Raw genomic sequence first — 13,265 nt, 5'->3', positions numbered from 1 at the left:
TCTTTCCTTGTGGGCAGCATTACAACCAAATCCTGATGGCGCAGAAACCCTTCCCCAATATACCTATGCAGGATTCTGGCAACTTAACGGCCAGTGCTTGCAGCACCACACGCATTTCCGTGCTGTTGCCCATGCCTTTTGCCGGGCCTTTTGATTACCGCGCGCCCGCAGATATGAATTTGCAACCCGGTGATATCGTTGTCGCCCCACTGGGTAAGCGGCAGGAAACCGGCGTGGTATGGGATGCAACATCTTCACTTCCCGCCGATCTGGCCCCACCAGCCACAGAAAAAAAGGTGGATGCGGCACGCCTGCGCCCTGTGGTCTGCCGGCTTGATCTGCCGCCTTTATCAGCAGAACTGCGCCAGTTCATAGATTGGGTGGCCGCTTATACGCTTACCCCTCCGGGTATGGTGCTGGCCATGACCTTACGGTTGCATATGCGCGCAGCCCCTACCCCCACAATGGGTTGGGCCTTGGCAGAAAACCCTGATCTGAACGCTCTGCGCCTTACCCCTGCACGCCAAAAGGTGCTGGACCTTCTGGCAGATGGCAACCACCGCACCACCACAGATATTACCAATGCCACGGGCATAAGTGCTGGCGTGGTAAAGGGGCTTGCCAATGCCAGCGTGCTGCGCCCTGTTTCCCTTGGGCCAGAACGCCCATTTGGCCAGCCCGATGCCCACTACAACCCACCTGTGCTGGAAGGTGAGCAGCAAAGTGCCGCTGTGGGCTTACGCCAAACTGTTACGGAAAATCGTTTTTCCGTAACCTTGCTGGAAGGGGTTACCGGTTCTGGCAAAACAGAAATCTACCTGGAAGCCATTGCCGAATGTTTGGAACAGGGCAAACAAGCCCTTATCCTTCTGCCCGAAATTGCTCTTTCCGCCCAATGGATGGAACGTTTTTCCCGCCGTTTTGGCGTGCAACCTGCTGTATGGCACTCCGAAATCGGGCAGCGCGCGCGTAGGCTTACGTGGCTTGGGGCAGCAGATGGTTCTGCCTCTGTCATTGTGGGAGCCCGCTCTGCCCTGTTTCTGCCCTTCCATAATCTCGGCCTGATTATTGTGGATGAAGAGCATGAAGCCCTGTTCAAGCAGGAAGAAGGCGTCATCTACAATGCGCGAGATATGGCCGTAGTGCGTGGGCGGCTGGCGCGTTTTCCTGTGGTTGTGGTTTCCGCCACCCCTAGCTTGGAAACACTGGCAAACGTAGAGGCTGGACGGTATCGACACCTTGTTCTGCCCACCCGGCACGGAGGGGCAGAATTGCCAGAAACCCGCGTGCTGGATTTGCGTGATCATCCCCCGCCCAGAGGGCTTTTTCTCTCCCCCGAACTGGTGGAAGATATTGGCGCCACGCTGGAACGGCAGGAGCAGGTTATGCTGTTTCTCAACCGGCGCGGCTATGCCCCTCTGACACTGTGCCGATCCTGTGGGCACCGTATGGAGTGCCCGCATTGCACGGCATGGCTGGTGGAGCACCGCAACCGCAAGGTGCTTTCCTGCCATTATTGCGATCACACAGAACCCATGCCCCCTGCTTGCCCGCAATGTGGTTCTGACCACAGTTTGACCGCCATAGGCCCGGGCATTGAACGCATTACGGAAGAAGCTCGCCAACTGTTCCCTGATGCCCGTTTGCTGGTGATGTCTAGCGATACACTTGGCGGCCCAGCCGCCACAGCGGAAGCTGTTGCCAAAATCTCGCGCAGGGAAGTGGACCTGATTATCGGCACGCAGATTGTTGCCAAAGGGTGGCACTTTCCGCACCTTACTCTGGTTGGCGTGGTGGATGCAGACCTCGGGCTTGGCGGGGCAGACCTGCGGGCTGGAGAACGTACGATCCAGCTTTTACATCAGGTGGCAGGCCGTGCTGGCCGAGCGTCCTCCCCCGGGCGGGTTATTCTGCAAAGCTATGCCCCTGAACATCCGGTGATGCAGGCACTGCTTTCGGGGGATTTTGATGCCTTCATGCAGCAGGAGGCCGCACAGCGTAAACCGGGGTTCTGGCCCCCTTACGGGCGATTAGCTGCTTTAATTGTAAGTGCAGATACACCTGTTGCAGCAGATGAAGCCGCCGCCCAACTGGGCCGCACCGCACCTTATGGAGAGGGTATACAGGTGCTTGGCCCGGCCCCAGCGCCGCTGGCCGTATTGCGTGGGCGGCACCGCAGACGGCTATTGCTACGCACACATCGCAATATTGCGGTGCAACCTATCCTGCGCCGCTGGTTGGGTATGGTAAACCTGAACAGAAACGCCAAAGTGGACGTAGATATAGACCCCGTTTCCTTTCTCTGACGTTTCTGCACATTAAGCCAGAAAAGCTTACTTTTTTGCGGTTGCTGTATCGTTTGCGGGCTTGGCGGTGCTGGTCAGCACTGTGGAAATTGTGCCGCGCAGCACCATAACACGCACGTTTGGCGCGATTTCCACTTCTACTTCTTCCGAATCTTCCTTGGCGCGCTGAACAATACCCACAACGCCACCAGCCGTTACAATCCGGTCTCCACGGCGGAGGGCTTTGAGTTCTGCCTTAAGCTGCTTCTGCTGTTTTTGCTGCGGACGGATCAGCAAAAAATACATAATCGCAAAAACAGCCACAAACGGCAGGAAGGACATCAGGCTAGAGCCCCCACCGGCACCTCCAGCGCTTTGGGCATAGGCGGCGGGAATAAGGAAATTGGACATCAAGCAGACTTTCCTGAAAGGCGTGTTGCGAAAACAGAGAAAGTGACCATAATTTTCAATCCTCGTGCGTCAAGCACCTGCACGGATGAAAACGCCTTACGGCCCGTAATTTTATAACCAACGACCGGCGACAAACAGGATAGATACCCAGATGGATACACCGACACTCCCTGTTCTGGAACGCATTGCCTCTGCTCTGGAGCGGCTTTCTCCTCCACCAGCCACGCTGGAAGGGGTGGATACCGCCGATGCCTTTGTCTGGCTGCCAGAACGCGGGCGCCTTCTGCCTGTGCCTCATGTTGCACATGTGCCGGTTGATCTGCTGCGCGGGGTGGATCTGCAACGCAAGATCCTGATTGAAAACACAGAGCACTTTGCCCGTGGCCTGCCCGCCAACAACGCCATGCTCTGGGGCGCTCGTGGCATGGGTAAATCCTCATTGGTAAAAGGCGCACACGCCTTGGCCAATCAGGTTGATGGCAAACCATGCACCCCCGGTAAGGGCGCGATTGCCCTGATTGAAATTCAGCGCGAAGATCTGGCAACCCTGCCACTGCTGCTCAGCCTGCTGCGGGAAAACCCGCGCCGCTTTATTCTGTTCTGCGATGATCTGTCCTTTGAAAAGGAAGACCGGGATTACAAGGCGCTGAAATCCGTTCTGGATGGCGGCATTGCCGGGCGGCCAGAAAATGTTCTGTTCTACGCCACATCCAACCGTCGCCATTTGATGCCGCGGGACATGATTGAAAATGAACGCGCAACCGCCATCAATCCCTCCGAAGCCACAGAAGAAAAAGTCTCGCTTTCAGACCGGTTTGGCATCTGGCTTGGTTTTTATGCTTGTGAACAGGATACGTTTGCAGACATGGTGCAGAGCTATGCGCGTGAACGTAACCTGCCCATTGCCGACGCGGACCTGATGGCCCGCGCCAATGAGTGGGCAATTACACGCGGAAGCCGCTCCGGACGTGTGGCTTTCCAGTTTATTGAGGACCTGACGGCAGAGCTGGCAGAACATTAATTTCTCTGACATGCTCACCGGCCTGAAGGCCGATGGTTCCGGTATGGGCATGCATTAAGCTGCCCTCCTGGTGCTTCCTGCTTCATTGGGCCGCCTGATGCGGTGTCCCTCCACAGGCTTCAACGGGCAGTCCGCCCGCCGTAGGATGTTCTTTGCGGCGTTGATGTCCGCGTTTTCAGTGTGTCCGCAGGCGGTGCAGACGAAACGTGCCTGACTGGCCCTATTTGCCGGGTCCACACGTCCACAGACTGAGCAGGTCTGGCTGGTATAGGCGGCTGGTATAGGCGGCTGGCACTTCAACCAGTTTCCCGCCTCTATCTGCCAGCTTGTATCCCAACAGGGTGCGGAACATCCGCCATCCCTGATCGAGGATACTGCGGTTGAGCCCGGCTTTCTGCCGGACATTGCGACCCGGTTCTTCGACCGAGCCTCTGGCTGATGCGGACATGCTCCGCACCTGCAATGCCTCCACAACGACCGTGCCGTGGTTCTTGGCGATGGTCGTGCTGAGTTTGTGGAGGAAATCCTTGCGGGCATTGGCCACGCGGGCATGCAGGGTCTGCACGCGCCGCACGGCCTTGCGCCGGTTGGCGCTGCCCTTCTTTTTGCGAGAGACGGCGCGTTGCGCCTTGCGGAGCGCACGCATGGCCTTCTTCCCGAAGTCGCCCGGCGCGACGGTCTCGCCATTACTCATGGCGGCGAACACGGCCACGCCCATGTCGATCCCGACCGCAGGCAAGCTAGACGGGACAGACCCTTCTACTTCGCGCTCCCACTGGACAGACGCGAACCACTGCCCAGCCCGCCGGGACAGGGTGATGTTGCGGATCATACCGGGCAGAGCGTACCAGCCCCGGAAAGCAACCCATCCGAGTTTGGGGAGCTTGATGCGCCCGGTCTTCTTTCCGGTCCGCTCTACACGCAGCGAGGCCGGATCGGGAAAACGGAAACTGTCGTGCAGGCCCTTTCGACGGGGCGATGGATAGCCAGACCGCCCGGAGAAGAAGCTCTGATAGGCGCGGTCGAGATCGCGCAAGGCTTGTTGTAGCGGGTGGATCGGCGCTTCGCGCAACCAGTCCACATCGCGGCGCAGATCGGTGAGTTCACGACATTGACCGGCAAACGAAATTGATTTGCCGGTTCTATCCTTATGGCGCTGCCACCAATCCCGCCTCTGTTCCAGCGCGAGATTATAGACCGCGCGACATGCTCCGGCGATCCGGGCCAGCGCAAGCCTCTGCTCCGCGTCCGGGTAGAGCCGGTAGATGTTGGCCTTGCGCTGGATCATCTTTAAAAGATAACATCAGTCTATGGATGATGACAACGACTATAGGCGTGGAAGACACTGTGTTTTTACGCTTCATGCCCATTTGGTCTTCGTGACAAAATATCGCCGCCGTGTCTTCACCGCCGCGATACTGAAAGATATGCAAACGGTTTTCGAAAAGGTCTGCACAGACTTCGAAACCCATCTGGTTGAATTCGACGGAGAGGACGATCATGTGCATCTTCTCGTGCACTATCCGCCCAAGGTGGCTTTGTCGGTTCTCGTGAACAGCCTCAAAGGGGTCTCAAGCCGCAGGTTACGGCAGATGCATCCAGCGCTTACCCGCCGCTATTGGCGCGGGGTCCTCTGGTCGCCCAGCTATTTTGCAGCGTCTTGTGGCGGTGCCCCGCTCTCTATCATCCGACAGTATATCGAATAGCAGAGAACCCCTGACTAAATGGTCGGAACGGCCCTATCTCCGGCCTGAACGCCGGAGCTTGCGGGCCTACACAAATGGGTCAGCCATGCGCTCCTGTCTTGCTTCTTGCGTCACGATGAGTTGAGATAGCATTCGCAACAGCGGCATCAAAACGGCGCCGCACAGGTATTCTTTGTGATTTGAGGCGAAATGGATCAGACCGCTCAGACCGATTCCTCCACCCAAGAACTGGCTGTTGAAGCCAGAAAGGGTAAAATAGATCTGCGGCGCGTCAGATCCAACCCGGACTACTGGTACCCTGTTGCGTGGTCTCGGGAGCTTAAGCCCGGCAAAACCATTGGCACGCGCTATGCTGGCACACCTATTGCTTTGGTGCGCCCGGATGCAGGCCCCGTGTTTGCATTGGAAGACCGCTGCGCCCACCGGCAGGTGCCTCTCAGCAAAGGCACGGTAGAAGGCGCCTCTGTTAAATGCTGCTATCACGGCTGGGCCTATGGCCGGTCTGGCCGATGCATTGATGTGCCCTATCTGGGCAAGGGCAAACTACCTAACGGCGTACGCACCTTCCCCTGCCGGGAACAGGACGGCATGATCTTTGTTTTTCCCGGTGACCCGGAAAAAGCAGACACCGTACCCCTGCCCGCGCATCTGGCCCGTGCCAGCAACCCGGCCTACAAAACCCGTTACTTTGGCACTACCATTGGCTGCCATTACAGCTTCATGCATGAAAACCTGATGGATATGAATCATCAGTTCATGCACTCCAAACAAATGGGGCAGATGAAGCCTCGCTTTTTGGGCCAGAAGCGTGAGCCAAAGCTGGTGGAAGCCCGCTATAGCTTTGCCCGTACTGGCGGCAAACAGCCTTTTGGTGAAGCCCTGATTTTTGGTGAACGCCGCGATTCTTCGGAAAAGTTCCAGCATCGCGATGTCATGACCATTCGTACGGAATATCCGTATCAAACCCTGCGCATCCAGACCGGAGATGAAGATCCGGTGATGGATTTGTGGATTGTTTATGTGCCGCAAAGCGCAGATGAACTTACCAACCGCACCTTTGGCCTGCTTTCCGTCAAGCGGCCCAAAATTGGTAGTTTGCTGGATATTGCGTGGCCTTTCCTTGTAGCCTTTACCAACCGCATTTTTGCCGAAGACCGCGAAATTGTGGAACTGGAGCAGAACGCGTGGCGCGAACTGGGTGGTGACCACAACGTAGAGGTTTTCCCCGTTATCAACGCCCTGCGTGAACTTCTGACCGAATGCGGCATTCCCCCAGAACCAGCGCAAACGCCTAAACCCAATGCCTGATACTGCCCCGACCGAACTGGAAGCCCCACCCTATCACCTGCGTCCGCTTTGTGCGCAGGATGCCCCTGCCCTTCACCATCTGGTGAATGACTGGGAAGTGGTGCGGATGCTCAGCCGTCTGCCTTTTCCATACCCGCGAGAACTGGCAGATAGCTGGATAGCTTCCACTCAGCAGATGCAGCAAAAAGGAGAAGGGTATCATTTTGCCATTCTGGATAAGGATGGCACTTTTATTGGCTGTATTGGCTTGGGTATTCAAGCCCCAGCCAATTCTGCACGTATTGGCATGTTAGGGTATTGGATTGGCCGCCCCTACTGGGGGCAAGGCATTGCCACCCGCGCTGCCGAACGCGTTACCAGTTGGGCGCTGGCGCATCTGGAAATTTCCAGTATCCGCGCACATGTGGCCGTAGATAATGTTGCCTCTGCCCGTGTGCTGGAACATGTGAGTTTTCAGCAAATCGGAACAGACAAACAGGTTTTTGCCTCCCGCGGGAGCGAACAGCCCATGCTGGTTTTTGAAACCACGCGCCACATGCAGGATGCACGCCGCGCCTCAGCATCAACTCCCGCATCATCTGCCCCCAAAAAGCTGGTTCTGGTTTCCGCCGCAGCTCTTATTGATGCACAAGGCCGCATTTTGCTCGCCCGCCGTCCGGAAGGGAAAAGCATGGCAGGCCTATGGGAGTTTCCAGGTGGCAAAATAGAAGCCGGGGAAACGCCAGAAGCCGCCTTGGTGCGCGAACTACATGAAGAACTGGGGCTTGATATGTCCCGCGCCTGTTTGGCGCCGTTTACCTTTGCCTCCCATTCTTACCCGACATTTAACCTGCTGATGCCGCTTTATGTCTGTCGGCGCTGGCAAGGCACGCCCATCCCCAAGGAAGGGCAGAAACTGGCATGGGTTGCTCCGCAGGATCTGCGCAAATACCCCATGCCCGAAGCCGACCTGCCGTTTATTCCGCTGCTTCAGGCATTGCTTTAAAAATTATCAGGAACAGATTTGGCCTTCTGCAGGCCTCCTGTCATGCCTATTCCCGGCTATACAAATCCTGCACACGCACAATATCGTCTTCCCCCAGATAGGGGCCAGACTGCACTTCAATAAGCGTAAGCGGGATACGGCCAGGGTTTTCCAGCCGGTGCAGCATACCAACCGGCAGGTAAACGCTTTCATTCTCCCGCACGAGAATTTCCTCATCTCCACGGGTTACAAGCGCTGTACCTTCCACCACCACCCAGTGTTCTGACCGATGAAAATGCTTTTGCAAAGAAAGCTTCTGCGCCGGGTTCACCACAATGCGCTTAACCTGAAAGCGGTCTCCCTGCGTAAGGCCCTCATAAAACCCCCACGGCCGATATATGCGGGCATGATCTGTTGCTTCTGTACGGCCTTCTGCCTTCAGGCGCTGGACAATATTTTTAACATCCTGCGCACGATCCTTATGCGCAACCATTACGGCATCCTGTGTCACCACAATGGTCAGATTTTCAACACCCAGTGCTACGGTCAACGTGCCATCTGTGCGAATGTAAGAATTGTGCACATCCTCCAGCATCACGTTGCCATAAACCGCGTTGGCGTTTTCGTCCTTCGCGCTGAGTTCCCATAAGGAATCCCAGCTTCCGATATCGGACCACCCAAAATCAGCAGGCACCACAGCGGCTTTGTCCGTGCGCTCTGCTACCGCGTAATCAACTGAAATATCAGGAGATTTTTTAAAACTCTCCACATCCAGACGTTCAAAATCCATGTCTGTCTGGCGTTTTTCTACAGCTTGACGCACGCATTCATATAATTCGGGTTCGTATTTTTGGAGTTCATGTAAAAACGTACCGGCACGCGTAACAAACATGCCCGAGTTCCACAAATACTTGCCACTTTCCAAAAACTGATGCGCTGTTTGCACATCCGGTTTTTCAACAAACCGCGCTACACGGCATACGCCAGAAAGATCGGGCAGTGGTGCCCCTTCCTCTATGTATCCGTACCCCGTTTCAGGGCGGGAGGGCTTCATACCAAATGTCACAACGTATCCAGCTTGGGCGGCCTGAACAGCACTTTCCAATGCCTTATATAACCGCTGCGTATCCGTTATGGCAGCATCTGCAGCCATAACCCACAATACGGCATCGGGATCTTTTTCTGCTGTCAAAAAAGCTGCGGCGGCAATAGCCGGAGCTGAATTGCGGCCCACAGGTTCCAGCACAATGCGGGCGTCCTGCACGCCTACATCCCTCAGTTGTTCCGCTATAATAAAACGATGTTCAGCATTGCAGATCACCACTGGGCTGCACAGCTTGGCTGCCACACCACGCAGAGCCGTTTCCTGCAACAGGGTTTTTTCTGTCAGCAACGGCCAGAACTGCTTGGGATAGCTCCCGCGAGAAACCGGCCACAAGCGGCTACCAGAACCGCCAGAAAGAATAACAGGCACAACCTCCTGCGCATTGTCTACATAAACAGAAGTGACTGATTCTTTCTTGCCGGACATGCATAAATCCATCAGATTTTTGAAATATTCATCCAAGTTAAATCACCGCAAGCCTGTTTTGTGAAGGCTGCTTGCACAGAACTTGACGATAGCCAATATCCGGGCTTACCCTGCCTGCCAGCAAGGTGTTGCGCCCTGCCCTCGTGATTTGTAAGGCCGGCTTGCGGCGAGGTAAAAGAAACGCGCTAAAGAGGCTCTGACACGGCATTTGGCCGGCTGTCATGGTTTCCACGGTCAATTTAAGAGATTGAGCTGCTCTGGCAGGCACATGGGCCTGTCTGCTGCTTGGTCTGACACGCCAGAACCGGATACAAAGACCCATGAGTGACAACAAGATTGCATTTTCTGAAGCGTGGCGCCCCGCAACCCGTCAGCTCCATGCTGGTGTGGAACGCACGGAATATGGTGAAACCAGCGAAGCCGTGTTTCTGACCTCCGGCTTTGTTTATGACAACGCTGAACAAGCTGCCCGCACCTTTCGTGGTGAAGAAGAGCACTATCAGTATAGCCGCTTTGGCAACCCCACAGTTGCTGCGCTAGAACGCCGGTTGGCTGATCTGGAAGGCGCAGAGGCTTGTGTGGCAACGGCTACGGGCATGGGTGCAGTTTCCTCCGCCCTGCTCAGCCACGTTAAAGCAGGAAATCGGGTTGTTGCCTCCCGCGCGCTGTTTGGCTCCTGCCACTGGATTGTTGCCAACCTTCTGCCCCGTTATGGCGTAGAAACCGTTTTTGTAGATGGCTGTAACCCGGACGAATGGGCAAAAGCACTTTCCAAACCCACAGCCGCCGTGCTGCTGGAAAGCCCATCCAACCCCATGCTTGATATCCTGGATATCAAGGCCATTTCAGACCTCGCCCACAAGGCAGGTGCAATTGTGGTGGTGGATAACGTATTTGCCTCCCCTGTATTCCAGAAGCCTCTTCAGTTGGGTGCGGATGTTGTTGTCTATTCCTGCACCAAGCACATTGATGGCCAAGGCCGCGTGCTGGGTGGAGCTGTGCTGGGCCGCAAAGACTGGATTACGGAAACACTTCAGCCTTTCACCCGCAATACGGGCAATGCGCTTTCACCTTTCAACGCATGGGTGATGCTTAAAGGGTTGGAAACACTTTCCCTGCGCGTTAACGCCATGGCAGCCAATGCTGCGGCTGTGGCCGATTATCTGGCATCTGCCCCCGGCATTGTAAGTGTGCGCTACCCGGGCCGGGCCGATCATCCGCAGTATGAACTGGCCAAACGCCAGATGAGCGGCAGCGGAAGCCTGATTGCCTTTGAGGTAAAGGGGGGCCAGAAAGGGGCATTCGCCTTTATGGATGCACTGAAGCTGATTGCCATTTCCAATAACCTTGGGGATGCACGGTCTTTGGTGACGCACCCGGCCACAACCACGCATTCCAAGGTGAGCGCAGAAGACCGCGCCGTACTCGGCATTACAGATGGCGCCATCCGCTTTTCCGTCGGGCTGGAAGACAGCGCAGATCTGATTGACGATCTGGCCCGTGGTGTTGCGGCCCTTCAGGCTATCTAAATAAAACCCTCATTGCCTCTCCCGAGCCACCTTTAAGGTATCGGGAGGGACAATGCTTGGCATAACAGATGGGTTCGTGATAGGTGCAAGCACCATCCCGTACCACAAACAGGATATTCCATGCCCGACTGGGCCACTTCTCCCCTTTTGCAAGATCCAGAAGAAGCCATGAACGAGCTCTTTTCCTCACTACCTGTCTATGAGGCAGTTACGGAGAATGTGCGCGTGCAGGTACAGGTATTCTGGCTGCCAGACCAATCCGAACCAGATGAGCATTCCTATTGCTGGGCCTATCGTATCCGCATTGGTAACGATGGCACACAGCCTGTGCAGCTTCTGGAACGTACGTGGCACATTACAGATACCGCCGGGCATACAGAATATGTGCACGGTTCTGGCGTAGTGGGAGAACTGCCGGTTATTCAGCCCGGTGCGCTGTATGAATATACCTCCGGAGCATCTCTTGCCACGCCGGGCGGATTTATGAGCGGGCATTATCTTATGCAGGACAAAAGCAGCGGCAGACGGTTTGATGTCAGCATTCCTGCTTTCAGTCTGGACAGCCCCTTTCTGCTCCGCCAGATCCACTAATCCGCCCCATCATATCCCTATACTTTTTCTGGAGTGTGGCATGAGCGTGCCTCCGTCTGATACATCCAAGCGCCCAACACAAGCCGAAGCAGAACAGGCCGTACGCACCCTGCTGCGCTGGGCTGGCGACAACCCGGACCGTGAAGGCCTGCACGATACCCCTGCCCGTGTTGCCCGCGCTTACACCGAATTTTTCTGTGGGTATGAGATTGACCCCGCAGCCCTGTTGCGCCGCACCTTTTCCGAAGTGGAAGGGTATGATGAAATTGTGCTGCTGCGTGATATCCGCTTTGAAAGCCATTGCGAACACCACTTGGCCCCCATTATTGGGCGGGCGCATGTTGCTTATCTGCCGCGCCAGCGCGTTGTAGGCATTTCCAAACTTGCACGTGTGGTGGATGCCTATGCCAAGCGCCTGCAAATTCAGGAGCGGCTGACAGCCCAGATTGCCAACACCATCAATGATGAACTGGAACCGCACGGGGTTGCCGTTATTATTGAATCTTCCCACGAATGCATGACAACACGCGGCGTGCACAAACCCGGTGTTTCCATGGTCACCAGCACCATGCTTGGCGTTTTTCGGGAAAACTCAGACACGCGGCGTGAACTGATGGCGATGCTGAACCGCCCTGCCGCCTGCGAATTCTAAAAGAAGAATCTCTCCCATCCAGTTTATGATGGGAGAGAAAAAGCCTTTGGGCCTTAGATGCTCACATTTGCACCCAGCACCTTAAGGAACTGAGCCAGCCACGCTGGGTGTGCAGGCCATGCTGGGGCCGTTACCAGTTCCCCATCCGTTACGGCTTCAGTAACCGGAATATCAGCGTAAGTGCCGCCAGCCAGTTCCACATCCGGGCGGCAGGCTGGGTAAGCCGAGACTTCACGCCCCTTAATGATACTTGCAGCAGCCAGAAGCTGTGCCCCGTGGCAAATGGCGGCAATTGGCCTATCGGCAAATGCTTTTACAATTTCCAACACCCGCGCATTCAGGCGCAGATATTCAGGCGCACGCCCACCGGGAATAATCAGCCCCAGATACTCATCCGTATCAATGGCATCAAAATCTGCATTCAGCACAAAAGCATGGCCGGGCTTTTCGCTGTATGTCTGCGCGCCTTCAAAATCATGAATTGCCGTCAGCACCTTATCGCCCGCTTTTTTACCGGGGCAGATCACGTCCACCTTATACCCCACCATAAGCAGAGCCTGATAAGGCACCATGATTTCATAGTCTTCTACGTAATCACCTGCCAGCATCAGCAGTTTGACATCATCAGTCATGATGACCGTTTCCTTTCAAGCCTTCGCGCAAACGCGGCATCAACTCCACAAAGTTACAGGGCCGGTGGCGGCTATCAAGCTGGAAAACCAGAATATCATCCCAACCATCCTTCACCGCACCAGTAGAACCCGGCAGCGCAAACAGATACGTGCCACCAGCCACACCTGCCAACGCACGAGACTGAATGGTGGATGTGCCAATCTTGCGGTAAGACAGCATGCGGAACAGCTCACCAAACCCTTCAATGCGTTTTTCCAGCACGCTTTCAAACGCTTCGGGCGTTACGTCACGGCCGGTTACGCCTGTGCCGCCATTTGTAATAACAACATCCACCTGCGGGTCAGCAATCCACTTGCGCAGTTGTGCGGAAATCTTGTCTGCATCGTCTGAGATAATGGCCCGATCAGCCAGAACATGGCCCGCACCTTCCAGCCGCGCAACAAGCGCTGCGCCGGAGGTATCTGTTTCCAGCGTGCGCGAATCCGAAACGGTAAGCACTGCAATACGAACAGGAAGAAACGGCAGGTTGGTATCGATTTTAGACATTGAGAGAATCTTATCTCCATAATTCTGATGCAGAACTGCACCATATGGCCGTAATAATGGCCTATTTTTATATAAAAAATCCATTAAA

The 13,265-nt window shown here is 55.5% G+C and carries 14 protein-coding genes and 1 riboswitch; of the genes, 8 read left to right on the top strand and 6 right to left on the bottom strand.

Going from position 1 to position 13,265, the window contains the following annotated elements; genetic code table 11:
* The first annotated feature begins 35 nt into the window (after positions 1-35).
* Complete coding sequence (locus ABNV41_RS02190; protein WP_124297139.1) at positions 36-2,306, top strand: primosomal protein N'; 2,271 nt, start codon at positions 36-38, stop codon at positions 2,304-2,306.
* Between the two features lie 27 nt (positions 2,307-2,333).
* Here the strand turns inward: ABNV41_RS02190 and yajC are convergent, their stop codons facing one another.
* Positions 2,334-2,699 carry a preprotein translocase subunit YajC gene (yajC, locus tag ABNV41_RS02185; protein WP_014457073.1) on the bottom strand — a complete coding sequence of 122 codons (366 nt, stop codon included), beginning with the start codon at positions 2,697-2,699 and terminating at the stop codon, positions 2,334-2,336.
* Between the two features lie 148 nt (positions 2,700-2,847).
* On the opposite strand from yajC, the gene ABNV41_RS02180 reads away from it, so the two are divergent.
* Positions 2,848-3,717, top strand: coding sequence for an ATP-binding protein (locus ABNV41_RS02180; protein ID WP_124306896.1), 870 nt, complete (start codon positions 2,848-2,850; stop codon positions 3,715-3,717).
* A gap of 54 nt (positions 3,718-3,771) precedes the next feature.
* On the opposite strand, the gene ABNV41_RS02175 is transcribed toward ABNV41_RS02180, so the two are convergent.
* Positions 3,772-3,954: a zinc ribbon domain-containing protein gene (locus ABNV41_RS02175; RefSeq protein ID WP_349934900.1), complete on the bottom strand. Its 183-nt coding sequence runs from the start codon at positions 3,952-3,954 to the stop codon at positions 3,772-3,774.
* On the bottom strand, positions 3,938-5,005 hold the full coding sequence (locus ABNV41_RS02170) for a transposase (RefSeq protein ID WP_349934899.1): 1,068 nt from the start codon (positions 5,003-5,005) through the stop codon (positions 3,938-3,940). The genes ABNV41_RS02175 and ABNV41_RS02170 overlap by 17 nt, the downstream gene beginning before the upstream one ends.
* A gap of 22 nt (positions 5,006-5,027) precedes the next feature.
* Between ABNV41_RS02170 and tnpA the strand changes: the two genes are divergently transcribed.
* The 3 genes from tnpA to mutT all read left to right on the top strand — a co-directional run bounded on the left by tnpA (position 5,028) and on the right by mutT (position 7,716).
* The gene (gene tnpA, locus ABNV41_RS02165; protein WP_339077018.1) at positions 5,028-5,423 is read left to right on the top strand and encodes an IS200/IS605 family transposase; all 396 of its coding nucleotides are present in this window, start codon (positions 5,028-5,030) and stop codon (positions 5,421-5,423) included.
* 189 nt (positions 5,424-5,612) lie between these two features.
* The gene (locus ABNV41_RS02160; RefSeq protein WP_087651897.1) at positions 5,613-6,731 is read left to right on the top strand and encodes an aromatic ring-hydroxylating dioxygenase subunit alpha; all 1,119 of its coding nucleotides are present in this window, start codon (positions 5,613-5,615) and stop codon (positions 6,729-6,731) included.
* Positions 6,724-7,716 carry an 8-oxo-dGTP diphosphatase MutT gene (gene mutT / locus ABNV41_RS02155; RefSeq protein WP_349934898.1) on the top strand — a complete coding sequence of 331 codons (993 nt, stop codon included), beginning with the start codon at positions 6,724-6,726 and terminating at the stop codon, positions 7,714-7,716. The genes ABNV41_RS02160 and mutT overlap by 8 nt, the downstream gene beginning before the upstream one ends.
* A 46-nt stretch (positions 7,717-7,762) precedes the next feature.
* Here mutT and ABNV41_RS02150 read toward each other — a convergent pair whose 3' ends face one another.
* Positions 7,763-9,262, bottom strand: coding sequence for a mannose-1-phosphate guanylyltransferase/mannose-6-phosphate isomerase (locus tag ABNV41_RS02150; protein ID WP_339077016.1), 1,500 nt, complete (start codon positions 9,260-9,262; stop codon positions 7,763-7,765).
* Positions 9,263-9,356: 94 nt separating this feature from the next.
* A riboswitch (SAM riboswitch) is annotated at positions 9,357-9,436 on the top strand.
* Positions 9,437-9,546: 110 nt separating this feature from the next.
* Between ABNV41_RS02150 and metZ the strand changes: the two genes are divergently transcribed.
* The 3 genes from metZ (at position 9,547) to folE (ending at position 11,998) form a co-directional block, all read left to right on the top strand.
* The gene (gene metZ / locus ABNV41_RS02145; protein ID WP_339077015.1) at positions 9,547-10,755 is read left to right on the top strand and encodes an O-succinylhomoserine sulfhydrylase; all 1,209 of its coding nucleotides are present in this window, start codon (positions 9,547-9,549) and stop codon (positions 10,753-10,755) included.
* A gap of 120 nt (positions 10,756-10,875) precedes the next feature.
* Complete coding sequence (gene apaG / locus ABNV41_RS02140; protein WP_050818258.1) at positions 10,876-11,346, top strand: Co2+/Mg2+ efflux protein ApaG; 471 nt, start codon at positions 10,876-10,878, stop codon at positions 11,344-11,346.
* 40 nt (positions 11,347-11,386) lie between these two features.
* Positions 11,387-11,998, top strand: coding sequence for a GTP cyclohydrolase I FolE (gene folE, locus ABNV41_RS02135; protein WP_003624543.1), 612 nt, complete (start codon positions 11,387-11,389; stop codon positions 11,996-11,998).
* A 53-nt stretch (positions 11,999-12,051) separates the two neighbouring features.
* Here the strand turns inward: folE and ABNV41_RS02130 are convergent, their stop codons facing one another.
* Positions 12,052-12,630, bottom strand: coding sequence for a DJ-1/PfpI family protein (locus ABNV41_RS02130; protein ID WP_339077014.1), 579 nt, complete (start codon positions 12,628-12,630; stop codon positions 12,052-12,054).
* The gene (moaB, locus tag ABNV41_RS02125; protein WP_196332569.1) at positions 12,623-13,261 is read right to left on the bottom strand and encodes a molybdenum cofactor biosynthesis protein B; all 639 of its coding nucleotides are present in this window, start codon (positions 13,259-13,261) and stop codon (positions 12,623-12,625) included. The genes ABNV41_RS02130 and moaB overlap by 8 nt, the downstream gene beginning before the upstream one ends.
* Between the last annotated feature and the right edge of the window lie 4 nt (positions 13,262-13,265).

This window comes from Acetobacter sp. A11-2, from assembly GCF_040208445.1.
In the GTDB taxonomy this organism is placed as follows: Bacteria; Pseudomonadota; Alphaproteobacteria; order Acetobacterales; family Acetobacteraceae; genus Acetobacter; species Acetobacter oryzoeni.
Note: the sequence above shows the minus strand (reverse complement) of the source record. Positions and strands in the feature narration are given on the sequence as shown.